The following is a 24,374-nucleotide window of genomic DNA, read 5'->3' as shown; positions in this document are numbered from 1 at the left end:
ACTGAATTGTTGTGACTGGAATCACGTACCGGGGAACCATAAACACCCACCTGCAACAAAGTCAATGAATGTTGCAACGATTGCCGTCGACGGCTCCGGCCGATCGTCTCCGGCTACCGACCAGCACGTCGTCAGCGATACATTCACTCAATGGCCGAGACACGTGACATCCGCGCGGAAGCGTTGAGTGCTGCCCGCCGACAGTTCGCAGCCGGAAAACCGCTCGATGTGAACGCTTTGGCTACCGAGTTGGGCGTGGATCGGACCACGTTGTTCCGGCGTGCAGGGAATCGCGACACACTTACCGGTGACGTGCTCGATTCTCTGGCGCGTCGAACGTGGCGAATGGGCCTCGAGGAGTGCACTGGAAGCGGAGCGTCAAGGGTCGTCGACGTCCTCACTTACCATGCACGGGCGACGATCGAGACCGAATTCTTCCGGACGTATTTGACTCGCGAACCGCAAAAGGCGTTGTGCATACTCACAACTGGACTGGGGCCGATTCAGGGCACGATGGTCGAATCCGTGCGAAGGCTGATCGAAGCCGAAATACCAGAGCAGATTCGGCCCGACCTGCCCGTCGAGGACATGGCATATCTGCTGGTTCGCGTAGGTGAGTCGTTCATCTACAACGATTTGCTCACCGGTGGCACTCCGGATACAGAGAAGGCTCGCCTGGCGTTCCGGCTCATCCTCTCGCGTGACTAGTGTGCAGGGTTTCCGTTTTCTCCGATGTCGTGAAAGCGCTTCGAATACAAGCTATTTCATAGCTACGTCTGGCCGCGTGAGAAACTCAGGTGGGTGTGATCGGTGAAAAGATCCGCATCTCGTCCCGCCCGGGGTGGATAACGCCTGCGGCAGATTCGGGAACCTCGTTCCACGCGCCGGGAAGGTCACGCAGAGGCTCGGAGACGACGATTCGGGTCTCCTCGCTCAGCTGGTGCAGGGCTTCCACCTCTGGATGGAGTTTGCGTAGCGTGGAGATCTCGGTGGAGAAGAACAGCGACCTCGACTGGTTCTCGCTCGAATAGCGAAAGATCCAGGTGGAGGTGCCATCCGACGTGGCAACGGTCATCTGGACCGGATTGTCGATTCCCTGCGAGCGAGCCGTGTGCTCGACAAATCCGACGGCCCTCGCGACACCCTCGAACGGATCGTCGGTCAGGCCGAACGTCAGTGCGAGGAAGAAGAGAGTTTCCGAGTCCGTCGATCCTTCGAGGTCGGGGAAGAGCGACGGATCAACGGCGGTCACCAATTCCCGTTTCATGTCGTGGAATCCGCGTAGTGAACCGTTGTGCATCCACAACCACTGCCGGTGCCGGAACGGGTGGCAGTTGCTGCGCTGCACTGCTGTTCCTGTCGAGGCGCGGATGTGGGCGAACAGTAGAGGGGTACGCAGTTGCGAGGTGACCTCGCGCAGGTTCGAGTCGTTCCACGCGGGTTCGATGCTCTTGAACACTGCCGGTTGGGGGCCTTCCCCGTACCAGCCGATTCCGAAGCCGTCGCCGTTTGTCGTCGTGGCCCCGAGTTGAGAATGCAGGCTCTGGTCGATCAGCGAGTGCTGTGGTCGGAACAGCAAGTCATGGGCCAGTATCGGTTCTCCCGAATATGCCATCCACCTGCACATACTTTCAATTCAAGCAGATTGCGGCGGCGTTGACGATGCGTGCGCCGCGGCGTTTGTCGAATGGCTGGGCTTCCAGGTCGACACAGCCCAGATCACGACGATGTTCAGCGCGATGATGAGAGTCGACCACCAGGGGTAATACGGCAGCCACAAAAAGTTCGCGATGATCGAGATCGCGCAGATCACGACGGCCGACACCCGTGCCCAGGCCGCTCCGGTGAACAGTGCGAGCCCGACGAGAGCGACGAGCGCCCCCAGCACGAGATGGATCCAACCCCACGTCGTCAGGTCGAATTGATAGACGTAGTCGATACCGACTACGAACACTTCGTTCTCGGCGACGGCAGCGAGTCCTTGGAAGAACTGCACGATGCCGACCGTCACCAAGATGACGGCTGCCCCGATCGATGTTCCTACCGCGAAACCCTGCTTGACTGACGTTCTATCCGACATGACGGTTTCCCTTGATTCGGTGGGAGCGACCGGACACGTGCCCGGCACGCTCGTTGTAGTGATCGTTGTTCCACCGGCTGACCGCAGTGAAACGGAAATGCCTGTCCATGCGGTGAGAAATCAGCATGTTCTGCTCCGATGTGTGAGGGCGAAATGTAACGTCGGGCCCCTGTAAATGCGATGTACCCCCTGACCGAGTGCGTGTGCGGAGAAATTGCTCGTAACCGAAGTTCACCGAAAACGAGAAGAATTCGGCACGGAATTCGATCTATTTGTCCAGCTGTACTGGCATTTCGACGGAAGCGACCGGAAGCTACGGTCCGCGGAAAAGAGTAGCGAGAGCATGACGATCTTCGGCAGGCGTTCCGCGGGCATCACCGCGACGGCCTTCGTCTTGGCGACTGTTGTGTCGACGGCACTCCCCGCCGTGGGATCGGCTGCCCCCGTCGCGCTCACCCGCGCGTGCAACTCTGAAATCAACGACAACTCGATGTCGCTCGATCCGGCCGTGATCGACGGCTGGTACGACATCTCCACTGGTTCACCGGGAACGAAAATCAACTCGATCGAGGCATGGAGAACCGTGCCGGGAGACATCCTCGAGTTTCGCGCATCGGTGACGATCAGAGCCCACGGAAGTCCCGTCCGAGGCACGCTTCGGATCGACGGAGCCGGCCTGACCGGAGATCAGGATTTGATCGCCAGAATGACATTGACCCAAGATCTCGGTCGGTCGGGATCAACGGTCACCGACGCTGACGACGGTTCGGTCATCCCTGTACGTGCCAAGCTCGCCTTCGATGTCACCACTCCGGGGCAGGTAGCGCAGAACCAGACAGTCAACCTCTCTGCGGTCAAGATCGTTTTGAGTGGCGACACTACCGATCCGGGAGGTGAATGCCCCGGACCCGGCCCAGGCGAAGGCGGGAATAGCGGCGGCGGGAATGGCGGCGGCGGGAATGGCGGCGGCGGGAATGGCGGCGGCGGGAACGGAGGCGGCGGGAATGGAGGCGGCGGGAACGGAGGCAGCGACAACGGTTCCGGCGGTGGTGACGGCGACAACGGCGGCGCACTTCCCGGTCGCGACGTCGGAAACCGCGTTCCGATTTCCCAGGTCCCGTCCGGCCCGACTTCTCGTCCGTGACAGCGACACCCGGATCTGTGATCCGTCGGACATGGGTCGCTGTGGTACTGGCAACGATGTTCCTGGTCGGCGGATGTTCCGACGACGGGAACTCGCCGACTCGCGTCCTCGCGACCGGCCAAGAAGATTTGCCGCCGGCAGTTCGCGCCGCAGTCGACAGTCCGGATGTCCCGACCACACTGCGCATAGTCGACAGCACCGCTGACATTCTGCCGATCAAAACGACGACGGACGGCTCGCTCGTTCCGCCCGAGGATGTCAGCGAGATCGGGTGGTGGGCGGACTCGGCCTTGCCCGGTTCCGGCGTGGGCACCGTGGTGATCACCGGCCACATCAACGACATCTATCAGGGCGACGGTTTCGGGAAGAAGTTCTCTACCTTGGACATCGGCTCGATCGTGACCATGACGGGTATCGGGGGACAGGTCTGGAACTACCGCATCGATGCAGTCGATCACTACGGCAAGGACGGCGAGTTACCGGTCGACAGATTGAACAGCCTCGACGGACCCGAAACCATCGCTCTGATCACCTGCGGTGGCGAATTCGTCGGTCCGCCGTTCGGGTACGAGGACAACGACGTCGCGTGGGGGACCCCGGTGGCCGCATAGGCGAAAAATCGACGTCGGGCCGGTTGATAAACTGGGCCCTGCGTTCGTGGCGATCCACGCATGTTTCGAAAGTCCGAAGAAGGAGATTGTGCTGTGGTTGACCTCGCCTATGTCATCGCTGGGTCCGAAGCGACTGGCGGTGCCGGCCTGCAGGTAGATCTGAAAACGTTTCAGGCATTGGACGTCTATGGCGTAGCGACCACCACGTGCATCGTCTCGTTCGATCCCAAGAACAACTGGGGTCATCGCTTCGTGCCGATCGCTCCTGATGTGATCGCTGATCAGATCGAGGCTGCCACTGCCGCTCACGATCTGGACGTCGTCAAGATCGGCATGTTGGGCACGCCCGCCACGATCGAGGTTGTGGCGGAGGGATTGCGTCGGCAGTCCTGGCGCCACGTCGTCCTCGACCCGGTCCTGATCTGCAAGGGCCAGGAGCCCGGTGCGGCGCTCGATACAGATACGGCACTTCGTGATTCGATCCTTCCGCTCGCCACTGTCGTCACACCCAACCTGTTCGAGGCACGCACCCTCGCCGGAATGGACAGCATCGAGAGCGTCGACGACCTCATCGAGGCCGCACGTCGTATCCATGACCTCGGGCCCAAGTACGTGCTCGCAAAGGGAGGTGTCGAACTTGCCGGTGGCGACGCTGTCGACGTGTTGTTCGACGGCACCGACGTGACTGTTCTCTCCGCTCCCAAGGTCGGCGAAGAGCGCGTCTCCGGTGCCGGTTGCACGTTGGCTGCCGCAGTGACCGCGGAGCTGGCGAAGGGCGCCGACGTGGGAGAAGCCGTCGCTCTGGCCAAGAAGTTCGTGACGGCGGGCATCGAAGGCCGCGTCTCGGCGCACACGCCGTTCGACACCGTCTGGCAGGGCGCGTTCGTTCGGTAAAGGCCTGGCCGTCGAAGGCTGACACGGTCGGGTAGACGATTTGGGTGTGGTCAGGTGAGTGCCCTGGGCCGTCATCAGCCGTGCCGTCCGGGTGCCGGACACGGTCGGCCAGCGGTCGATCCATTCGATCGAGTCCACGGCAGTATTAAAAGAGCAATTCGGTAATCTGTTGTCTCGCTGCCAATTCGGCGATGACATGCGATTCGGTAGATGCCACGGTCCGCCCTCTCTTCGGTTGGACGTGAAGCAAGAAGTACATCTCATCGTAATGTCTCGCGCCTAAAGTGCTGTGACAGTACGGTTTGAGATACTTCAGGCAAGCGTATTAAGCCCCTACGCTTGCGAGACGGTGACGATCTCGAGATGGCCAGGCGGATGCGGTCGAGATCGATCCCCCCGGTGCGGCGCAGCGGGCACGAACTATCTTGCTCGCGTCTCAAGGTGAGTCGAATTCCTCGATCGCGGAATTGGTCGGGGTGTCGCGGCCGACGGTGATTTCCTGGCGCGCCCGCTACGACGCGGACGGGTTGGCCGGCCTCGATGACGATCCGCGTTCGGGCCGGCCCCGGAGCCTCGATCACCGCGAGATTGTCTCCGCGACCTTGATGCCGCCGCCGAAGGAATACGGTGTCACACAATGGAGTTCCCGACTGCTCGCGAAACATTTGGGGATCGGGTACGGCACGGTCGCACGGATCTGGCGTGAGTACGGTATGCAGCCTTGGCGCAGTGAGACATTCAAGTTCTCTACCGATCCCGAGCTGGTCGCGAAGGACACCGACATCGTCGGTTTGTTATTGGAGCCGCCGGAGAACGCGATCGTGCTGTGCGTGGACGAAAAATCGCAGATCCAAGCACTCGATCGAACGCCGCCGACGCAGATCAGGATCCCGGAACGGCAGACTCCGCAATGTTCGTGAACTCACGAGCGAGATTCGGGAGTTCATGAACGGGTGGAACCCGCGGGCACAGCCATTCGTCTGGACGAAAACCGCGGAGCAGATATTCACGAACGCTGACCGTCGAAAAAATTCAAGAACACCGCACTAGTCCGGCACCTTGTAGTTATTCCGATGACCGGAACGTGCGTGCGTTGTCTGCGCAACGTACCCACGGCATTTTATGTGTTGGTAATTCGAGACCAAAGATTCTTTATCTCGTCCCGAAGCGGCTAATAGCGACAAAATGGTGTGTTCGACCCTCTTGGCCGAGAGTGGACTCTCGGCATTCGTGATACGTTCGTTATATGCGTAACCAAGTATTGGCTGAGCCTCTGGTTGCGATGACGCGGGTGTCCAGTACGTAAGAGTTTATTGCGAGAAAATGAATAGTTTGGCTCGGGGGGGACCGATAGATGTTTGCGTTACCTGATGGAATAAGTCGAATAGCTGCCATTATTGGAATTGTCCAAATGGTACTGGTGAGCGTAATTTCTCTTCGACTACTTTCCTATTGGAGCAGTTTCGTGTTCGGGTGGCGCAGATACCGCGAGCGCACTGTGAGAAGCGATGTCGACATCGTCGGAATGAATCCTCCACACCTCAAGGTTCAGATCACAACACGCGGTAGTGAAGGTAGTACCGAGGTGATTCTGCGTGGAATAAATGGGATTGTCCGCTTTGCTGAGGAATCTCCGATACTGGCGCAGTATATTTCTGTCGAGGTCGTCACGGAGTCTGCCGAGCAGGTGTACCTGCTCGAATCAACGTATGCACATTCCCCGATACGGGTAACCGGCCTGCAGGTTCCTGCCGGGTACGACACGCCGAACGGGACGGGACTGAAGGCGCGCGGTTTGCACTATGCCGTGGAGGCTAGACGTCAAGGATGGAATTACCGACCGGGAAAAGTATTTGTCGTACATTTCGACGAGGAGAGCATCATGCTTCCTGCCGAATTGCGAAAATTGATGCACGTGCTCGCGACCACGGACAAGAAGATTCTCGAAGGTCCCATCTATTATCCTCTCGAATATCAGCACAGCAGCGCAATCTGTAAATCGATGGAAGCCAACCGGCCAGCCGGATGCTTCGAATGCCGTGTAGTGATGGAGAAGGGAGTTCCCCTTCATCTGCATGGATCGAATCTGGTGGTCGAGGAGCAGCTCGAGAATGAAGTCGGATGGGACATCGGTCAACTCGACGATAACTATTTCATTGCCGAGGATTTTGTGTTCGGAATGAATAACTACCTTCGGTACGGGAGTGACATATTCGGCTGGCACGGATGTGTGATTCTCGAACAACCGCCGTTTTCGTTCAAGAGTGCATTCCGCCAGCGTCATCGGTGGATCTTCGGTGTTCTGCAGGGGCTGGCGGCCGCCTCGGGCTCGGCGGACTTTCGGACATTGCCATGGATGACTCGGTTTCGCTTCGTGTGGGGCACCCGATTCAGAGCCTTCACCTTTGCTGCGGGATCGGTCGTCGGAGTTCTGTCGTTTCTGATTCTGCCGCTGATGTCGATCGCCGCCGGCTACAGCCTGGTGACCGGCGAACCGTCGCCGTTCAGCCCTCTCCTCACCTTGTGGATGACGATCGTCGGAGGCCTGTGGCTCGGCACCGTCATGATCGGCGCCTGGCTGAATGTGCGTGATGCGAACATGACCGGGGTGCGGCGAGAACTCGAAATCGCGCGAACCATTGCGATCGCTCCTGTAGCCGGAGTTCTCGAGAGCAGTGCGGGGCTGTCTGCTCTGTTCGACTGGGCCCGTGGCAAGCGTGGAATCGCGTGGATTCCTACCCCCAAGACGTTGTCTGCCGACGCGAACGCGATAGGAAAGTGATCGAATGACAACGAATATGTCGAATGAGCAGGTTGTTTACGAGGCCATGCTCTTGCCCGGCGACGAACCGGAGCGACTTTCCGCATCCTGGTTCAAGGCGGTAGCGCTGTACGCGGCCGCATCCGTTGTGGGATTCATCTACATCGTCATTCCCATGACCATGTTCGTTCTGCCGCTCGTGGAAAGTGTCGTGCGGGCTCTCGTCATTTCGCTGGCGCTCTTCCTGTCCGCGATACTCGCCATCCGCATGGTGCTGCGTCGAATTCTGTTCGTACGCAGGATCAAATCCGGAAAGAGGAGGGTGAACCGTTGACCTCCGAGCGCCGACGGACATTTCGAGACGGCCAACGTGTGATGACCGCTGTGCTGGGTGTGCTTCTGGTCGGGTGTGCTGCACTCGTGGGCTTCACCGTTGCGACGAGTGGGCCGGTCGAATCTCTGCGTTACGGATCTGCAGCGTCGTTGGTACACGACGGGGGTGACGGTGACCGGGTCATGTTCGGAGCACAGATCGATTGGGAAGATCAGAGCCCCGACAGCTACTCGGCAGAGCTCGGGAAATCACCCTACGTGTACGGGAAATTCCTCGACTTTCCGCTCAACGCCGAACGACGGGCGTCGCTGGATTCGGCTTGCGAACAGGTCGCGCGTCACGGCGGAATCCTCTTCGTGACGTTGCAGCCGTACGACGGCCTGAGCACGGTCACCGACGCGACTGCGGAACAATTGACCGTAGATCTAACACGGTGGAACAAGGCTGGAACACCGGTCATCGTTCGCTTTGCGCACGAAATGAACGGCAGTTGGTACCCGTGGTCGCAGCAACCGACCACCTACGTGCCGGCGTTCAGGAAGATCGCGGAAGCTGTTCACGCCGCACCGGATTCGGCAATTGTCTGGTCCCCGAACGACGGCGGTGGGTACCCGTTCGACGGCGGCAAGTACCAGGCGACGGCAGGTTCGGAGGATTTCGAGATACTCGACACCAATCACGACGGCACGATTACCGAGGCGGACGATCCGTACGCCCCCTACTATCCCGGAGACGACGCCGTCGACTGGGTCGGGTTGTCGCTGTACCACTTCGGGCCGTCGTATCCGTGGGGGCAGAACGAAGTACCCGAGCCAGGGAAATTCGTCGAGAAGCTCACCGGAAATTACTCCAACATGTTCTTCGACCAACGGGACGTACCCGATTTCTATTCGACCTACGCCGACGGGCATGACAAGCCGCTCGCTATCTCTCAAACCGCTGCCGTCTACAACCCGGCGAATCCGGACGGAGAATCGAACTTCGCGATCAAACAGGCTTGGTGGTCGCAGGTGCTTTCCGACGAAGTCCACGAGCGTTTTCCGCGGATCAAGCTCGTCAACTGGTTCGAGCAGCACAAGGTCGAAGCCGATTTCTCACCTGCTCCGATCCCGTGGGGTGTCCTCGACGAGTTCGACACCCGCGTGGCGTTCAGGCGTTTTCTCCCGTCTTGGTTGCTGTTCGCACCGTGAGGCAGCGAACCCGCGTCATAGCACTCCTGGCCGCGATTGGTCTGGGAATAACCGTTGGCCTGGCGATATCGAAAATCGATACTTTCGCGACCAACGGTAGCCGCAACCGCATGTGTGTAGGTATAGCCGAACGTGATTTGCCGGGCGCCGCGGTGGTCATGAGGACCTACGCGTCCATCGGGGAGACGCGCGATCCGGACATGATCATGTGGTACACCGACTTTCGATCCGACTTGGACGTGACATCTCTCCTCGCCCTTCCACCTCGGCTGACTCCCGTGATCACCTGGGAACCGTTCGATTCCAGTGGTGGCACAGAGCAACCCGATTTTCGGCTCGACAAGATTCTGAGCGGAAGCTTCGACAGTTACATCGAGAAGTGGGCGCGGGACGTCAGTTCGGTGGGCAGGCGGGTTTTCGTTCGATTTGCTCATGAACAGAACGGTGATTGGTATCCGTGGTCGGAGCAGAGGAACGGCAATCGGGCCGGTGACTACGTGCGAACCTGGCGACATGTACAGGCGATCTTCGATCGTGTCGGCGTCGACAACGTCGAGTGGATGTGGAGTCCGAACGTCGATTACGAGGGAGCGACCGCACTTGCGGACGTGTATCCGGGCGATTCCGCCGTCGACGTCGTCGGTATCGACGGTTACAACTGGGGCACTTCCCAGCCCGGGAAGTCGTGGCAGATTCCGGCCGAGGTGTTCGAGGCCACGGTGAATCAGGTTCACGACTTGTCAGATCGGCCGATCATCCTGTCCGAGGTCGGTTCCACAGAGCTGGGCGGCGACAAGGCGACGTGGATCAAGCAGCTCGGGCATTACTTCGAACAGACACCCGAGATCACGGGGTTCATCTGGTTCGACTACAACAAGGAGACAGACTGGCGAATTGCCAGCAGTGAGGCCTCACGTGCGGCTTTTCTCCAAGTCCTTGCAGCCCTTCCCCGGTCTTGCCCGACGGGTGTGTCCAACTGACCTACTGCACCCGTGGTGCTGAGGGGGAAACCTGGCAGGATGGGTCAGGTGAGTACCGCGAACCTGAATCGAAGCGAAGTCGCCGAACGATCTCGAACCATCGACGTCACCGGTTACCGGGTGGAGTTGGATCTGCGATCGGCGGTGGACTCTGGCGAGACGACCTTTTCGACGGTCACGACGATTGATCTGACGTCCTCGGCGGAGTCCACGTGGCTCGATTTCATCGGTGCTGCAGTCGATTCCGTGGACATCGACGGTGTGTCGATTCCGGTGGAGTACGACGGATCCCGGATTGTGCTGCGCGGACTCGGCGGATCGAACGTCGTGCGGGTGGTAGCTCACGGCCACTACAGCCGTTCCGGCGAAGGGCTGCACCGATTTGTCGACGACGCCGACGATCAGACGTATCTCTACACGCAGTACGAGCCGGCCGACGCAAGGCGTGTTTTCGCCTGCTTCGAGCAGCCGGACCTCAAGGCGCCCTTCACGTTCGAGGTGACAGCGCCAGACGGCTGGGAAGTCCTGTCGAATCAGCCCGCGGCCCAGACCCTCTCCGTGGACGGTGCACAACGCGTCACTTTCGCCCCGACGCTGCCGATTTCGACCTACATCACCGCGATCGCAGCCGGGCCGTATCACCGTGTGGCGTCGTCGTGGAGTCGCGGCGAACTCACTGTCGAGTTGGGTGCGCTGTGCCGGGCGTCGTTGGCTCCTCATCTCGATGCGGAGAACGTTTTCGACATCACCCGTCAAGGGCTGGACTTCTACGCCGAGCACTTCGACTATCCGTATCCGTTCGGCAAATACGACCAGATCTTTGTCCCCGAGTACAACCTCGGTGCGATGGAGAACCCGGGATTGGTGACCTTCACCGAGGCATACGTGTTCCGCGGCACCGCGACCGACGAGCAGCATCAGCGCCGCGCCAACACGATCCTGCATGAAATGGCGCACATGTGGTTCGGCGATCTCGTGACCATGGTCTGGTGGGACGACCTGTGGCTCAAGGAATCTTTCGCCGATTTCATGGGATCGCTGGTCAGCGCCGAAGCCACTCGCTTCACCGATGCCTGGGTGGCCTTCGCCATCAAGCGAAAAGCGTGGGCGTATCTCCAAGATCAGCTGCCGACCACGCACCCCATCGTCGCCGACATCGTCGACCTCGAAGCTGCGAAGCTGAACTTCGACGGAATCACCTACGCCAAGGGCGCCAGTGTCCTCAAACAACTTGTGGCGTTCGTCGGGCGTGACGCGTTCTTCGAAGCCGCACGCCGGTACTTCAAGGCCCACGCTTACGGGAACACCACGCTGGTCGATCTTCTCGACGTGCTCGCGGAGACTTCCGGCCGTGACGTGCGCGAATGGGCTCGAATCTGGTTGCAGACCACCGGGGTGTCCACGCTGTCGCTCGACGGAACCGACGTGGTCCAGACGGACCCGAGGCCTCATCGGCTCGCAGTCGGGATCTACGACTACAACGACTCCGGAGATCTTGTTCGCACAGAACGCGTCGAACTCGACATCGCCGAATCCCGCACCTCCGTCGACCTTCCACCTGGAGCGCTCACACTGCTCAACGACGAAGACCTCACCTATGCGAAGGTCCGATTGGACGAGGTATCACTGTCCACTGTCGAGAATTCCCTGGACCGCGTGAGTGATCCGCTTGCGCGTGGGGTGATCTGGTCATCGCTGTGGAACTCGGTGCGTGATGCGCAGCTCTCGGTGTTCCGGTACCTCGACATGGTGGAACGATTCGCCCCCGCGGAGACGGATCTTGCGATTCTCAGCTCGATCCTGACCGATGCCCAATACGCGGTGCTTCACTACGTTCCGAAAAGCTTGCGGCCCAATGTAAGCGCAGGCTGGTTGGAAACGACCTGGAAGACGGTGTTCGAAGCTGAACCGGAGTCCGGCAGACAGTTGGCCTGGGCGCGAGCTCTGTCGGTCGCTGCAACGGTCAACGACGCCCGCGCGGACGAATTGCGGTCGATACTCGACGGCGCGTGCCCGGGACCGGTCGGGCTGGCTCTCGATCCTGATCTGCGGTGGGCGTTGTGGATCGCCCTGTCCGCGACCGGCCACGCGAGTGTGAGCGACTTCGACGGTGAGCTGAGCAAGGACAGCACGTCGGCGGGTCGAACGGCGTACGTCCGCGCCGTGGCGTCGCTACCCGACACAGGGACCAAGGCCGCTGCCTGGGCGTCGGCGACCACCGATGTTGCACTCTCGAACGACCGCCTGGATGCGACGATCGCCGGATTCCGTTCGGGCACGGACGCGTCACTGATCGAGGGATATGCGGACGAGTACTTCTCGTCTTTGGGGAAGTGGTGGTCGGAACGCAGCATCGAGATTGCGCGACGGTTGGTGAACGGACTCTTCCCGGCAGCTGAAGATACTTCTGCGGTCGATTCCTGGATCCGGGCCAATGAAGGCGCGCCCGCATCGCTGCGGAGGCTGGTTCTCGAGCGGCGAGATCACCTTGCCCGGGATCTGCGTGCACAGGCGTCGAACGCGGTGATCTGAGGCCATCAGCTCCGAAATGTCCTGTTCTTGGATATTGTCTAGGCAGGGCTGCGACGGGAGACAACGTGCACACGATCACGGATCTGTCGCTGGTCACGGGCCCCGTCCCGCCCGTGGTGACGGTGCTCGGAATTCTGGCACTTCTGTGGCTGATGTTTTCGCGGTCGAGGCGTCACGTCCTGATTTCGATTCCCGTCTGCATCGTCGCGGCGATCGCGATCACCCTCGTGCTGTACTGGCTCATCGAGAAGGTGTGGCATCCGTTCCCCGATCCGATTGCTCGCCCGGTCTACGTGTGGATCGGGCTGGGCATTCTGGGTGTGCTGCTGGGTGTTTCGAGGATCTTTGCGGCGACGAGGCTCGACGGCCGTGTACTCACCGTGGTCTCCGTGCTGCTGGTGGTGGTCTCGAGCGCGGCTCACGTGAATCTGCAGTTCCAGTCGTACCCCACAGTGGGAACAGCGTTGGGACTCTCGGACGCGGAGCAGGTCTCGCTTGCAGACTTGGACGACGGCAAGGACGGTGCAGTTCCGGTCTCGCAATGGAAGGCGCCGGCGGACATGCCGTCGGCCGGCAAGGTCAGCACGGTCACGATTGCGGGGAAGATCTCCGGATTCAGCGCCCGCGACGCCGAGATCTACCTGCCGCCCGCGTATTTCACCAACCCACGACCGGAGTTGCCGGTGTTGGTACTGCTTGCCGGTCAACCAGGCGCGCCCGAGGACTGGCTGCAGGGTGGCCGCCTCGTCCAGACGATGGACGCCTACGCCGCTGCGCATTCGGGAATGGCGCCCGTTGTCGTCGTAGCTGACGGGACCGGAGCGGAACTGGCGAATCCGCTCTGCGTCGATTCCCAACTCGGGAACGTCGCGACGTACCTTTCGCGTGATGTGCCTGACTGGGTCCGCGGGAACCTGCAGGTGGATCCCGATCCGAGGAAGTGGGCTATCGGGGGGCTTTCCTACGGCGGTACCTGCGCGTTCCAGATGGCGACGAACTTCCCCGCGGTGTATCCGACTTTCCTGGACCTGTCCGGTCAGATCGAACCCACACTCGGTGACCGCAAACAGACGGTCGATGCCGCGTTCGGCGGCAACGAAGCCGCGTTCGTGGCAGTGAATCCGCAGGATCTGCTCCGGGAGAAGAAGTTCCCCGACAGCGCCGGAGTGTTTGTGGTCGGTAAGCAGGACAACGACTACCGCCCAGGTCTCCAGACGCTCTACGAAGCGGCAAAGGCTGCCGGGATGGATGTCCAGTACGCCGAGGTCGACGGTGGACACAGCTTCCAGGTGTGGTCCGCCGGTTTGGCGAGTCAATTAGGTTGGCTGGGAACGCGACTCGGTCTGCCCGGGTGAACGATCGTCCGGGAGTCCCGAAGACCCGATGATCAGCGGGTGAATTCGTCCGGTCGCCCCGGCTTCGGAGCCCAACCCCTGCGGATCGGCCACACTTGCGAGCCGAAGGTCGAGTGCGCCGGTCCATTCACGGGTCAATTGCGCATCGAGAGCGTCGACGCGCTCGAGTAGTGGCGGGTGCTGGTCCGGCGGGCAGGCCGCCAGCAGGGTGGCGAAAACCGCGCGTAGACGACGCTGGACCTGCGCCGAATTGGTGCTGAAGTGGCGGATCTCGTCGGTGGCGACCGACACGTAGTCGGTCCACGTGCGTTGCTGCCCCCGGATCAGCGTGAGATCCGAGGTGGCCGTGTCGAAGCGGACTCTCGGGGCTAGGAGGACCAGAAGATCCTCGATGTGATCGAGCGCCTGGACTGCTCGACCCGGATCGTTGATGGCAGGTGAGAGCGCCTTGAGTGCGATGTCCACGATCGACTGCAGCGCTGCACCGGGGCTGACGACCGGGCTGTGCGTGTCGCCGAAGATCAAGCACGACATCAATGTGTCCGGACGAACCTTCAGCGACGGCCCGCGAACCTCGAAGAGGGGCGCGTTCTGGGCAACGAACTCGCCGATGCTGGGCACCACCTCGACAGCGACGCCCCATCGACCGGCCAACCGCTGCAATCGTGCGAGATCGATCGCCAGCAGAATCCGGCCGTTGGGAGAGAGATGGCGCAGCCGAATCACCAGTGCGTCGGCGTTCTCGGAGTTTTCGGAGTCGCTCGGCTGGACCAAGGGGAGTTGCCGGCTGGGTTTCGTTGCGCCGGAGGGTAAGTCCTCGTACAACGGATAGGCGCGGATTGTCGCGCTGCGACCCTGGGCCGCTATCCAACGCAGTAGCCGACTGGAATTGAGAATCGACCCGACTTTCGCCACCAACGCGATGAACAGGATCGCACTGGCCAACGCCAGAAGCAGTGCGATCGCCGTGGAGATGGTCGGAGAAGAATTTTCCGAATCAAGCGCCAGATCGAGCGCAATGATCAAGGAGAAGACGAACGTGGCCAGAAACATGCCGATCGACCACCGCATCACTCGCTGCTGCGCGAGCATCGGGACGACCCGCACTGAAATCTGCGAGGCACCGAACTGCATGGCGAGAGTGATGGCGGTGAACACCAAACCGGTGAGAGTGATCATCCCGCCGGCGATGACGCTGAGCAATGTTGCGGTGGCCCCGGCGTCCACGCCCTCGGAAATGGCACCGATGTCGCCGTCGCTGACGAGATCTCCGTCGATCCCGACGAGGATGTTCGCGGTGACGACGGACAGGACAACGAGGATCACGGGGAGGCGCCAGACGGGGACTGTTCGTAGTCGTCGGCGAGTTCGACGCCAGCGAATCATGTCCGAAAGCCGACGCGACAATCCGACCTTCGACGTGGGGGTTGCGGTGTCGACGACTGGGAGCGGTGGTGGGGGCGGGGGAGTGGAACCGAAACTTCCCGACACCGTTTCCTGAACGTAGATCTTCGCGTGAATCATCGGCTCGCGATAGCGCTGCTCACGGGCGACTGCCCGGCTCATCTTTGCCGGCCTGTCGCGGTATCGCGAGCGCGCCCACGGCGCACCCGGGCGACTCAACCTAATTGCCCCGACCAACAGAAGCGGGGTGAAGAACAGCCCGATCAAGCCGGTCCAGAGTTTGCCCTTCATCAGGGTGATGACGGCGAGTCCGAGTTGGATGACGATTGCGACGACAATACCGATCAGCGTCGCAAGGCTACGGTCCTGCTCGTACGGGTCGAACTCTCCCGCGAATCCGATCGGGTGGACTCCGAGAAGGAAAAGGAACGAGATCGCGATGGCAACGAACACCGCGTCGATGGACGAGCGACCTTCCTCGGCCCAATAGACATCGCGCAGATGTAACACGAGCGCGTACTCGTCGAGGACCAACGCGCTGCCGATACCGAAGACCGACGCGAGAACACAATTGGCGATCGGGGTGTGATAGTCAGCCAGAGCGATGAAGGCAAAGCCGGACACGAGCATCATCATCAAGCCGAAAACCATGTGGTGGATGTGCATTCCACCGGGCGTGACATTGCCTGGCCACCACGAGACCTCGGCTCGGATCATTCGGACGCTGAACCGGATGAACAGGAACGTCAGGACAAAGGCGAGTAAGAGGAAGAACAGCGGGAGCCTGCCGGTGTCGACGACCGTGTGCTCGAACCAGGACCGCACGGCGTCAACTCTTGCTGGTAGCGAGCTTGATCAGCTGGGGAGCCGTCGCATCGGGAAGATATGCACGCGTCAGCGCGATTCCGATCCGAGGCAGATCGGCCTCGTCGCGGAAGCACAGGAAAACGGGTTCGTACCTCGGCTTGAACTTCTTCTTGAACGCGTGAAGAGACCGGAAGCCGTAGAGCGGTTCCATCGCGGCTCCGAGCATGTCCAGCAGGCGGTCCATGGATGCGGCGTCGGCGCCGTCGTCGCTGCGGGCGAGTGGTGCTCCGGACAGTGAGACGAATTGGGCACCTTGTTCTTTGAATTCGAGGGCCGACGATGCGATGAGGAACTCGACCACTGGACGGAACCCGTCCGGGCGTCGACGCATGACGTCGAGCGTCCAACCCTGGACCACTCCGCCTTCGCCGTACACCGGCAACCACGAGGTGACGCCGTGAATGCTTCCGGTCGGGTCGACGGCCAAACCGACCCGGACGTCGCGATCGAGCGCCTCCTCGACGCTGCCGAGGGTGAACCCCATCTCGGGTAGTCCCTTGTCGCCCACCCATTCCTCGGAGATGGCGCGCACCTGAGCCAGCACGGAGAACGGCTCGTCGGCCAGTGTTGTCATCCGAAAGGTGATGTCGTCCTTCTTGGCCTTGTTGAGCGCCGAGCGGATGTCCTGCCAGGATTTACCGGTGAACTGCAATTCCGGCAGGTCGACGATCGTGTCTTCGGCGACCTGAACGGTGCGCCAGCCCCGCCGCGCGGCGGCATCGGCTGTCTCCTTCCCCACGGAGAACAAGCAGGGAGTGAGGCCGTTGGATTCGGACATCGTCGTGAACTCGTCGACCGCTACGGCAAGTCGGTCGGGGCTCGCGATCGGATCGGCGAGGACTACGACGACGCCGACGTGCCGTTGGAATGCGACGACGCTGTCACCCGACTCGCCGAAGTAGTAACTGTTGCCGTCCCACGTCGTCATCCACGACATGGTTCCGCCGCCGTGCTGTTTGAGCAGTTCCCGAGCGGCAGCGCGCGGATCGTTCCCGGACAACGGCCCGCCTCGAATCTTGCGCCGCATCGGTACGTGAAAAGCGTGACGGCCCTTGATCAACAAGATGAGTTCGAGAAGCCAGAGCAGCGCGGTTCCGACCGTGACGGCGCCGGCGCTCTCGTAGTCGAAGAAGATGACCGAACCGAGGACGAGGGCGGTGGCCAAAACCGTCAGTGAACCGAACACGACGGCAACCCACCAGGCCCAGCGGCGTCCTCGTCGCAACTGATCCGCGATCAGTGCAACGATGACCACGTCGATCAATGCGGTCCAGCCCGAACCGGTTTCGGCTTCCGTCGGTCCGAACGGTCCGCTTCCGGGGAACAGCCAGACGGCGATCTCGACCACGCCGATCAGGAGCAGGCCGATGAATCCGAGCAGGCGGATCTCGCGTCGGGTTCGGGGGATGAACCCGCGCTCTCCGATGCCGAAGAACTTCTCGCCCACCGGCAGGAATATCGCGACCGCGATGAGGTGCTGCACGTCGGCGAGGCGGCCTTCGAAGAGGAACGCGATCGCAATGTACGCACACAGAATGGCGCGGACTCGCATTCGCCAGGGCGAGCGGAGTGTTGCTGTGGTCGCGGCGAGAGCGGCGATGATTGCGGTGGTCACACCGACGTCGCGGTGGGTGGCGAGGTTGCGGGCCCAATCCCAGTCGGTGTGGCTGCCGGCCCAGAGGAGTAGCGAAGCGCCGAGTTCGCCCGCCAACTGCCCGCTGATCGTGACGAGGGCCGCGTTCTTCGTTCCCAGGCGCCATTCGCACCAGCCGACCGCGAAGGCGAAAACGACGATGAGCGAAACATACTGGCCCGGCGTCAATCCGAAGAACCACCCCGTGACGAGTGTCCACCACTTGCCTTCCTGCAAGGCAGGGACTCCGTAGGCGATGTCGTCGAACCACGAGTAGGTGCGGACGTGATTCCACAAAGCGCCGGTCGCAATCCCGACGACGGTGATGGTGAGGACAACGATCGAAGTGAACGGCACGCGCCGCAGGACGCTCAGTGCGTCGGAAGCAAAGCGAGAGGCCCGATTCGACGCACCCGGTGCGCTCTCTTCGGTCTGCGGGGTGGGGGTCTGGGACTGCTCAGCCATCGAGGTTCTCTTCTCGCCATGCCGCACGGTGGATTCTGCCTGTTCAGCATGACAGGAATACCGACCGATAATCAGGCGAAGCGGTCATAATGGACCAGACTGACTGGGGGGCTCGGACTCGTGGCGCTACTGTCGAGCCATGGTGAACGGAGATTTACTGAATCGGGACCACGTTGTCACTTCACTTGCCGCTTTCGAACCTCGATCGGTCGAATTGGGTGGAAGGCGTTCTGCGTCGGTGGTCATCGTCGTCATGCGGACCGCGGACGGGACACCGGTGTTTCCGGTAACCAAGCGGCCCAGCAAGATGCGAGCTCACCCCGGTCAGTTCGCGTTGCCAGGCGGAAGCGTCGATCCGGGTGAGACGTCCGAACGAGCAGCGGTTCGAGAACTGTCCGAGGAGTTGGGCGTCGAAGTCCCTGAGTCGGACATCATCGGCCGACTCGACGACTACGTCACCCGTTCGGGGTTCGTGATCCGTCCGTTTGTCGTCTGGTCCGGCGAGGACATCGCGGGTCTGGTACCCAATCCGGACGAGGTGGCTCAGGTGTACGCCGTGACGTCTGAGGAACTCGACGTCGACTCGCGATTCGTCACTATCGAGGAATCACCGAATCCCGTGATCCAATGGCCGTTCCGGACGAGCCTGATCCACGCGCCGACCGGAGCTGTCATCTATCAGTTCCGCGAAGTGCTGAACGGCCGACACACGCGCATCGACAACCTCGAGCAGCCGGTGTTCGCCTGGCGATGAGAGCAGCTCGACACGCTCGGGACAGTTCGGGCCGCGGTGCCTCGGCGAATAGTGCGTCGCGCTGTGGAAAGCTGGCCGCACGGCAATCGAACGACGCGAGGTGTGTGCAGTGAACTCTGGCGAACAAGAACCGATCCCCACGGATCGGATTCTCACTGTTCCCAACGTGCTCAGTATCGTGCGTCTACTCGCTCTGCCGCTGTTCGCCTACCTGCTGCTGGTCACCCACGCGGACGGGTGGGCGTTGGCGCTGCTGATGCTCAGCGGGTTCACCGACTGGCTCGACGGCAAGCTGGCCAGGGTGCTCGGACAGACCTCGCGTCTGGGAGCTCTTCTCGACCCGTTGGTCGATCGCCTCTACGTCGTGACGACGCTGGTCACCTTCGTCGCCCGCGATTTCATTCCCTGGTGGGTCGCGGCGATACTCATCGGCCGTGACCTTCTGCTCGCGTTGACACTGCCGATCTATCGCAGGCGTGGACTGCCACCTCCCGAGGTCATCTATCTCGGCAAGGCCGCGACGTTCTTGCTGATGTTCGCGCTGCCGTTGATCCTTGCCGGGCACGGAGACTGGGTCATCGGACCGTTCACCCATGCCTTCGGTTTCGCTTTCCTGATCTGGGGAACCGTCCTGTACGTGTGGACTGCAGCGATTTACGTGCTCAAGGCCGCCGACGTGGCGCGAACGCACGAGGTCGTGCCCCGATGAAGTCGACCGGGGAGGACGTCCGTCGTAACCCGGTACCGTCGCTGCTTCGGTCGTTGATGACCGAACATCTCGACCCGGGCTACGAAGCAACTGCATTCGAACGCCAACACGAGCACACCAAGAACACGTCCTCGAAGACGGGGCCCTGGCTGGCTCTCGGCGCACTGTTGATCGGGTTCATCGTCACGGTCTCTGCAGTTCAGGCGACAAAGCAGGTGACCGGCACCGAAGAAGTTCGAAGCGAGTTGGTGGCAAAGGTCCGTGACGCGGAGGATCGAATCGATTCGCTGGCTGCGTCCCGCGATTCGCTCGGCGGCGACGTCGATGCTGCCCGAGGCGTGGCGCTCGAAGGCGATGCACGCGGCAGCGCCGTCCTCGACCAACTGCGAGCGGTCGAATCCGGTGCAGGGGCCGAAGCTGTTCACGGTGAGGGACTGGTGGTGACGCTGACGGACCCGGCCGGACGCCCGAACCTCTCGGACGCGTCGCAGCGGAGCGTCGGCGGCAAGACCGTCGTCCTCGATCGTGATCTGCAAACCGTCGTCAACGCGTTGTGGGCGGGCGGCGCGGAGGCAATTGCCGTCGGCGGCGTGCGAATCGGGCCGACCGTGACCATCCGTCAGGCGGGCGGCGCGATGCTCGTCGACAACCAACCTGTCTTCTCGCCGTACCGCGTCGAGGCGATCGGCGACACGCGCGCACTGCAGCGAGAGTTCGTCGTCAGCGACGCCTACGTGAGAATGTCGAGCGTCTCGCAACTCTACGGGGTCGGTTTCGCGGTGGCCGAAGACGATTCGTTGACACTGCCGCCCGCGACGCCGCGCGCGGTCCGGGTGGCAACAGAACCCACAGAACCCAAGTGACAGAAGGAGTTCGATGAAGGCCGGTTCCGCCCTGTACGGACTCGCAGCACTGGTCGTCGGCATCGTCTTGGGCGTCGTTTTCAGCCCGCAGGTGCCCGACGTCATCCAGCCGTATCTTCCGATCGCGGTCGTTGCGGCGCTCGACGCCGTCTTCGGCGGACTACGCGCGTATCTCGACGAGATCTTCGACGCGAAGGTGTTTGTGGTCTCCTTCGTCTTCAACGTGCTCGTCGCGTCGTTGATCGTCTGGCTCGGTGATCAGTTGGGTGTGGGTACTCAACTCTCGACGGCAATCGTCGTCGTGTTGGGTATCCGGATCTTCGGCAACGCAGCGGCATTGCGACGCCGACTGTTCGGAGCGTGAGTCATGGCGGAACACTCCACGACTGAACCCGAAGAACCACCCGTCACCACTGCGGGTGAAGGTCGTCACGAGCTGCGTTCACCGTCGAAACACCGCACCAACGTCGTCTTCGCCATCCTCGCTGCCGTGCTCCTGGGCGTGCTCGGTGTCGCGATTGCCACACAGGTACGCAGCACCGTGGCCGGAGATTCACTCGACGCCGCGCGCCCTGCCGACCTCCTGGTCGTTCTCGACAACTTGAATCGGCGCGAAGCCGCGCTGAGGCAGGACGTTGCCAATCTTCAGGAATCGCTTGCCACTTTGGAAGCCGGCGGCAACACCGGAGCAGCGTTGGACGAGGCGCGGGCGCGGCTGACCTCGCTCTCCATTCAAGTGGGGACCGCTCCGGCTACCGGACCGGGTGTGACGATGACCCTGACAGATCCGGCGGGCGGCGTCGGCTCCGAAGTGATTCTCGATCTCATCCAGGAATTGCGTGCTGCCGGTGCCGAAGCCATCTCGATCGCAGGTGCGAACGGCGAACCCATACGTATCGGCGTGAACTCGTGGGTGAGTGGGCGCGGCGGCGAAATCGAATTGGACGGAACCAGGATCGAGCAGCCGTACACTGTGACCGCGATCGGGGATCCGCCGACTTTGGCAGCAGCGTTGAACATTCCCGGAGGCGTCTTCGACAACGTCGCACGCAACGGCGGAACTTCCTCGGTCGAGCAATCGCAGCAGGTCACGATCTCCGTCTTGCGACAATTGAATCCGCGCCAATACGCTCAACCTGGAAATTGATCTTTTGCGTCCGACTTTCGGACGGCCTGTGAAAGGAAGCCACTGTGAGTGAGCTCGATACACCTACCGATCTGCGCTACACCGCGGAGCACGAGTGGGTGAAGCGGACCGGCCCGACCTCAGTTCGAGTCGGTATCACCGACTTTGCTCAGTCGCAGCTCGGTGACGTCGTGTTCGTCCAGCTTCCCGCTGTCGACGAAGACGTGACCGCCGGTGAATCCCTCGGTGAGGTCGAGTCGACCAAGAGCGTCTCCGACATCTTTGCTCCGTTCACTGCGAAAGTTCTTGCAGCCAACGGTGAATTGGACGGACAGCCTGACCTCGTCAACACCGATCCGTACGACAAGGGTTGGTTGGTCGAGCTCGAGGTTACCGACGAAGCCACACTCGATGCCGCGCTCGCGGCAACTCTGGACGCGGAGGCGTACAACGGACTCACGTCCGAGTAGAAAACTACGCGTGGACCGGCCAACTCGTGTTGTGTCGCGGCCTGTCTCGCTGCACACGGCGGTCTGCGCAGGGTACGGTCGTTAGGTACGCATGTGCCGAGTCGGGGCGCAGGGCCGTATCGAACGTGACTGTGAAAGATGCTCGTGAAGAAAGTGCACTGCGTAGTCCAGTGATTCATGATCTGGATGATTGACCCAGGAGGAGAAACAGTGAGCGAGAACGGTAACGACGCGGGCTATGGGGAGTCGCCGGCGGAGACCACTTCGGTTTTCCGTGCGGACTTCCTCAATGAGCTCGACAACACCTCCTCTGCAGCACCGGCCGCCGAGCAGCCGGTTTCGGGCGTGGAAGGTCTTCCCGCCGGAGCCGCCCTTCTGGTGGTCAAGCGGGGACCGAATGCAGGATCCCGCTTCTTGCTCGATCAGCCGACGACGTCGGCGGGTCGGCACCCGGACAGCGACATCTTCCTCGACGACGTGACCGTCAGCCGTCGTCACGCCGAGTTCCGTCAGGAAGATACAGATTTCCACGTCGTCGACGTCGGAAGCCTCAATGGCACCTACGTCAACCGTGAGCCTGTCGATTCGGCAGTTCTCGCGAACGGTGACGAGGTTCAGATCGGCAAGTTCCGTCTGGTGTTCCTCACCGGCCCTCGTGCCGGCGGTTCGCAGGTCGGCGAGTCGTCAGCAGGTGCGGGTAGCTAATGACGGCAGTGCGGCAGCAGAGCCAGCCCGGAATGTCGATTGGTTCCGTGCTGGATCGGTTGCGTCCAGATTTTCCCGACGTGACGATTTCGAAGATCCGTTTCCTCGAGTCCGAGGGCTTGATCAGCCCACAACGGACGCCGTCGGGATACCGCAGATTCTCTGTCGAGGACTGCGAGCGTCTTCGCTTCGTGCTGACCGCTCAACGCGATCAGTACCTGCCGCTCAAAGTGATCAAAGAACAACTCGAAGCGATCGACAGTGGCGCTGCGACGGTGAGTGCGGAAGTTCCTCCGCCTCGTCGTGCGCGCGTCCTGTCGATCGCTACGGGCGATATCTCGCCCGAGGCTTTCCGTGTCGACCGCGAAGTTCGAGTCGGTCGTCAGGATCTTCTCGCGCGCGCCGACATCGACGATCGGTTTCTGACCGATCTGATCCGCACCGGTTTGGTCGTTCCCGGCGCGGCGGGCTTCTTCGACGAGGACGCCGTGACATTGGCGCGCACCGCGAAAGCGATGTCCGAGTACGGCTTGGAGGTCCGCCATCTGCGGGCCTTCAAGTTGGCTGCTGACCGCGAAGCAGGACTGGTGACTCAAATCGCCGGACCGGTTGCCAAGGGTCGTGACGCCGGAGCGCGTGATCGCGCCGAGGAAATGGTCCGGGAACTGGCTGCCCTGTCACTGACTTTGCACACGTGTCTGGTCAAATCGGCGGTTCGGGGAAGTCTCGATCGCTGAGTTCCTCGATCAGCGGGGCTCACTCGAATAGAATTTCAGTACGACCGCATCGGAGTCGGTCGACTGGATCACGTCAGGTTGGAGGCAAGCTCGATGGGCGAAATGCGTGTGATCGGAGTTCGTGTCGAGCAGCCTCAGAATCAGCCGGTCCTGTTGCTGCGGGAGTCCGACGGCGATCGGTACCTGCCGATCTGGATCGGGCAAACCGAAGCTACCGCGATTGTTCTCGAACAACAGGGAGTTGAGCCGGCGCGTCCGCTGACTCACGACCTGATCAAGATTCTGATCGAATCTTTCGGTCGGAGTCTCAAGGAAGTGCGGATCGTGGACCTGCAAGAGGGCACGTTCTACGCGGATCTGGTCTTCGACGAGCAGACCACCGTGTCGGCACGTCCGTCGGATTCGATTGCCTTGGCCTTGCGCATCGGAGTTCCGATCTTCGCATCGGAGGCCGTCCTGGCCGAAGCCGGTCTCGTCATTCCCGACGAGCGCGAGGACGAGGTCGAGAAATTCAAGGAATTCCTCGACACCATCTCGCCGGACGATTTCAAAGCCACCGATGGCTAGCGTGAATTGACCGGTTACGGACTTTAGTCTTCAACTCTCAAGTAGAGGTTGAGTCTCGGTCGGCGTGTTGCGTTGACCGCGCACCCTCCTGGTCTTAGCGTTGCGTGCGGTGGAGATCTTCTCGCCTTGTCGATCGAGGCGTACTCTGGGTAAGTCCACTCATGGAATTACCTGCCTTGGATTCACATCTGAA

The 24,374-nt window shown here is 61.3% G+C and carries 23 protein-coding genes and 1 pseudogene; 20 read left to right on the top strand and 4 right to left on the bottom strand.

Annotated features, from left to right (window positions below; genetic code table 11):
- The first annotated feature begins 150 nt into the window (after window positions 1–150).
- Window positions 151–708: a QsdR family transcriptional regulator gene (locus tag QM716_RS14845; RefSeq protein WP_283304802.1), complete on the top strand. Its 558-nt coding sequence runs from the start codon at window positions 151–153 to the stop codon at window positions 706–708.
- Window positions 709–793: 85 nt separating this feature from the next.
- Here QM716_RS14845 and QM716_RS14840 read toward each other — a convergent pair whose 3' ends face one another.
- Both QM716_RS14840 and QM716_RS14835 read right to left on the bottom strand, forming a co-directional pair.
- Entirely contained in the window at window positions 794–1,615 is an 822-nt protein-coding gene (locus QM716_RS14840) for a class II glutamine amidotransferase (RefSeq protein ID WP_283304801.1), read from the bottom strand.
- Window positions 1,616–1,636: 21 nt separating this feature from the next.
- Window positions 1,637–2,080 (bottom strand): DUF7144 family membrane protein, encoded by a 444-nt coding sequence (locus tag QM716_RS14835; RefSeq protein ID WP_283304800.1) that lies wholly within the window; start codon window positions 2,078–2,080, stop codon window positions 1,637–1,639.
- Between the two features lie 343 nt (window positions 2,081–2,423).
- Here QM716_RS14835 and QM716_RS14830 point away from each other — a divergent pair, with 343 nt between their 5' ends.
- The 10 genes and pseudogenes from QM716_RS14830 to QM716_RS14785 all read left to right on the top strand — a co-directional run bounded on the left by QM716_RS14830 (window position 2,424) and on the right by QM716_RS14785 (window position 13,881).
- Window positions 2,424–3,224 (top strand): hypothetical protein, encoded by an 801-nt coding sequence (locus tag QM716_RS14830; RefSeq protein WP_283304799.1) that lies wholly within the window; start codon window positions 2,424–2,426, stop codon window positions 3,222–3,224.
- Window positions 3,221–3,835 carry a class F sortase gene (locus QM716_RS14825; protein WP_283304798.1) on the top strand — a complete coding sequence of 205 codons (615 nt, stop codon included), beginning with the start codon at window positions 3,221–3,223 and terminating at the stop codon, window positions 3,833–3,835. Before QM716_RS14830 ends, QM716_RS14825 begins: the two co-directional genes overlap by 4 nt.
- A gap of 93 nt (window positions 3,836–3,928) precedes the next feature.
- On the top strand, window positions 3,929–4,729 hold the full coding sequence (gene thiD / locus QM716_RS14820) for a bifunctional hydroxymethylpyrimidine kinase/phosphomethylpyrimidine kinase (RefSeq protein WP_283304797.1): 801 nt from the start codon (window positions 3,929–3,931) through the stop codon (window positions 4,727–4,729).
- 386 nt (window positions 4,730–5,115) lie between these two features.
- Window positions 5,116–5,634: pseudogene (locus QM716_RS14815) on the top strand (IS630 family transposase); the annotation flags it as partial.
- 449 nt (window positions 5,635–6,083) lie between these two features.
- Complete coding sequence (locus QM716_RS14810; protein WP_349307351.1) at window positions 6,084–7,511, top strand: glycosyltransferase family 2 protein; 1,428 nt, start codon at window positions 6,084–6,086, stop codon at window positions 7,509–7,511.
- 4 nt (window positions 7,512–7,515) lie between these two features.
- Entirely contained in the window at window positions 7,516–7,824 is a 309-nt protein-coding gene (locus tag QM716_RS14805) for a hypothetical protein (protein WP_283304796.1), read from the top strand.
- A gap of 41 nt (window positions 7,825–7,865) precedes the next feature.
- Entirely contained in the window at window positions 7,866–9,014 is a 1,149-nt protein-coding gene (locus QM716_RS14800; RefSeq protein WP_283304795.1) for a glycoside hydrolase family 26 protein, read from the top strand.
- 110 nt (window positions 9,015–9,124) lie between these two features.
- A complete protein-coding gene (locus tag QM716_RS14795) occupies window positions 9,125–9,994 on the top strand; it encodes a glycoside hydrolase family 26 protein (protein WP_283304794.1) in 870 nt (289 codons plus the stop codon).
- Window positions 9,995–10,042: 48 nt separating this feature from the next.
- Window positions 10,043–12,526 (top strand): aminopeptidase N, encoded by a 2,484-nt coding sequence (pepN, locus tag QM716_RS14790; RefSeq protein ID WP_283304793.1) that lies wholly within the window; start codon window positions 10,043–10,045, stop codon window positions 12,524–12,526.
- A 65-nt stretch (window positions 12,527–12,591) separates the two neighbouring features.
- A complete protein-coding gene (locus QM716_RS14785) occupies window positions 12,592–13,881 on the top strand; it encodes an alpha/beta hydrolase (protein WP_283304792.1) in 1,290 nt (429 codons plus the stop codon).
- Here the strand turns inward: QM716_RS14785 and QM716_RS14780 are convergent.
- Window positions 13,843–16,110, bottom strand: coding sequence for a DUF2254 family protein (locus QM716_RS14780; RefSeq protein ID WP_283304791.1), 2,268 nt, complete (start codon window positions 16,108–16,110; stop codon window positions 13,843–13,845). The two genes, QM716_RS14785 and QM716_RS14780, sit on opposite strands and share 39 nt — an antisense overlap.
- Before the next feature lie 4 nt (window positions 16,111–16,114).
- Window positions 16,115–18,250 carry a bifunctional lysylphosphatidylglycerol flippase/synthetase MprF gene (locus tag QM716_RS14775; RefSeq protein ID WP_283304790.1) on the bottom strand — a complete coding sequence of 712 codons (2,136 nt, stop codon included), beginning with the start codon at window positions 18,248–18,250 and terminating at the stop codon, window positions 16,115–16,117.
- Between the two features lie 139 nt (window positions 18,251–18,389).
- On the opposite strand from QM716_RS14775, the gene QM716_RS14770 reads away from it, so the two are divergent.
- From QM716_RS14770 to QM716_RS14730, 9 genes are all read left to right on the top strand, one after another.
- Entirely contained in the window at window positions 18,390–19,004 is a 615-nt protein-coding gene (locus QM716_RS14770; protein WP_283304789.1) for an NUDIX hydrolase, read from the top strand.
- 109 nt (window positions 19,005–19,113) lie between these two features.
- Window positions 19,114–19,713: a CDP-alcohol phosphatidyltransferase family protein gene (locus tag QM716_RS14765; RefSeq protein WP_283304788.1), complete on the top strand. Its 600-nt coding sequence runs from the start codon at window positions 19,114–19,116 to the stop codon at window positions 19,711–19,713.
- Window positions 19,710–20,576, top strand: coding sequence for a DUF881 domain-containing protein (locus QM716_RS14760; RefSeq protein ID WP_283304787.1), 867 nt, complete (start codon window positions 19,710–19,712; stop codon window positions 20,574–20,576). The genes QM716_RS14765 and QM716_RS14760 overlap by 4 nt, the downstream gene beginning before the upstream one ends.
- 13 nt (window positions 20,577–20,589) lie before the next feature.
- Window positions 20,590–20,940, top strand: a complete 351-nt coding sequence (locus QM716_RS14755) for a small basic family protein (RefSeq protein WP_003946178.1) — start codon at window positions 20,590–20,592, stop codon at window positions 20,938–20,940.
- A gap of 3 nt (window positions 20,941–20,943) precedes the next feature.
- Entirely contained in the window at window positions 20,944–21,723 is a 780-nt protein-coding gene (locus tag QM716_RS14750) for a DUF881 domain-containing protein (RefSeq protein WP_283304786.1), read from the top strand.
- Between the two features lie 44 nt (window positions 21,724–21,767).
- Window positions 21,768–22,172 carry a glycine cleavage system protein GcvH gene (gcvH, locus tag QM716_RS14745; protein ID WP_283304785.1) on the top strand — a complete coding sequence of 135 codons (405 nt, stop codon included), beginning with the start codon at window positions 21,768–21,770 and terminating at the stop codon, window positions 22,170–22,172.
- A 210-nt stretch (window positions 22,173–22,382) separates the two neighbouring features.
- Window positions 22,383–22,877 (top strand): glycogen accumulation regulator GarA, encoded by a 495-nt coding sequence (garA, locus tag QM716_RS14740; protein WP_283304784.1) that lies wholly within the window; start codon window positions 22,383–22,385, stop codon window positions 22,875–22,877.
- On the top strand, window positions 22,877–23,614 hold the full coding sequence (gene ftsR, locus QM716_RS14735; protein ID WP_283304783.1) for a transcriptional regulator FtsR: 738 nt from the start codon (window positions 22,877–22,879) through the stop codon (window positions 23,612–23,614). The genes garA and ftsR overlap by 1 nt, the downstream gene beginning before the upstream one ends.
- 93 nt (window positions 23,615–23,707) lie before the next feature.
- The gene (locus QM716_RS14730; RefSeq protein WP_003946194.1) at window positions 23,708–24,181 is read left to right on the top strand and encodes a bifunctional nuclease family protein; all 474 of its coding nucleotides are present in this window, start codon (window positions 23,708–23,710) and stop codon (window positions 24,179–24,181) included.
- Window positions 24,182–24,374 lie beyond the last annotated feature (193 nt).

The organism is Rhodococcus sp. IEGM 1409 (assembly GCF_030056735.1).
GTDB lineage: Bacteria > Actinomycetota > Actinomycetes > Mycobacteriales > Mycobacteriaceae > Rhodococcus_F.
The sequence above is the reverse complement of the archived record's forward strand: the minus strand, read 5'-3'. Positions and strand labels throughout refer to the sequence as shown.

What these genes read in the sequence shown, in the direction of transcription:
- ftsR (WP_283304783.1), top strand. Translation starts at nt 22,877, where the DNA reads ATGACGGCAGTGCGGCAGCAGAGCCAGCCCGGAATGTCGATTGGTTCC.
- QM716_RS14800 (WP_283304795.1), top strand. Translation starts at nt 7,866, where the DNA reads ATGACCGCTGTGCTGGGTGTGCTTCTGGTCGGGTGTGCTGCACTCGTG.
- QM716_RS14770 (WP_283304789.1), top strand. Translation starts at nt 18,390, where the DNA reads ATGGTGAACGGAGATTTACTGAATCGGGACCACGTTGTCACTTCACTT.
- QM716_RS14805 (WP_283304796.1), top strand. Translation starts at nt 7,516, where the DNA reads ATGACAACGAATATGTCGAATGAGCAGGTTGTTTACGAGGCCATGCTC.
- QM716_RS14835 (WP_283304800.1), bottom strand. Translation starts at nt 2,080, where the DNA reads ATGTCGGATAGAACGTCAGTCAAGCAGGGTTTCGCGGTAGGAACATCG.
- QM716_RS14810 (WP_349307351.1), top strand. Translation starts at nt 6,084, where the DNA reads ATGTTTGCGTTACCTGATGGAATAAGTCGAATAGCTGCCATTATTGGA.
- QM716_RS14845 (WP_283304802.1), top strand. Translation starts at nt 151, where the DNA reads ATGGCCGAGACACGTGACATCCGCGCGGAAGCGTTGAGTGCTGCCCGC.
- QM716_RS14795 (WP_283304794.1), top strand. Translation starts at nt 9,125, where the DNA reads ATGTGTGTAGGTATAGCCGAACGTGATTTGCCGGGCGCCGCGGTGGTC.
- QM716_RS14840 (WP_283304801.1), bottom strand. Translation starts at nt 1,615, where the DNA reads ATGGCATATTCGGGAGAACCGATACTGGCCCATGACTTGCTGTTCCGA.
- QM716_RS14755 (WP_003946178.1), top strand. Translation starts at nt 20,590, where the DNA reads ATGAAGGCCGGTTCCGCCCTGTACGGACTCGCAGCACTGGTCGTCGGC.
- QM716_RS14760 (WP_283304787.1), top strand. Translation starts at nt 19,710, where the DNA reads ATGAAGTCGACCGGGGAGGACGTCCGTCGTAACCCGGTACCGTCGCTG.
- QM716_RS14775 (WP_283304790.1), bottom strand. Translation starts at nt 18,250, where the DNA reads ATGGCTGAGCAGTCCCAGACCCCCACCCCGCAGACCGAAGAGAGCGCA.
- QM716_RS14830 (WP_283304799.1), top strand. Translation starts at nt 2,424, where the DNA reads ATGACGATCTTCGGCAGGCGTTCCGCGGGCATCACCGCGACGGCCTTC.
- QM716_RS14730 (WP_003946194.1), top strand. Translation starts at nt 23,708, where the DNA reads ATGGGCGAAATGCGTGTGATCGGAGTTCGTGTCGAGCAGCCTCAGAAT.
- QM716_RS14750 (WP_283304786.1), top strand. Translation starts at nt 20,944, where the DNA reads ATGGCGGAACACTCCACGACTGAACCCGAAGAACCACCCGTCACCACT.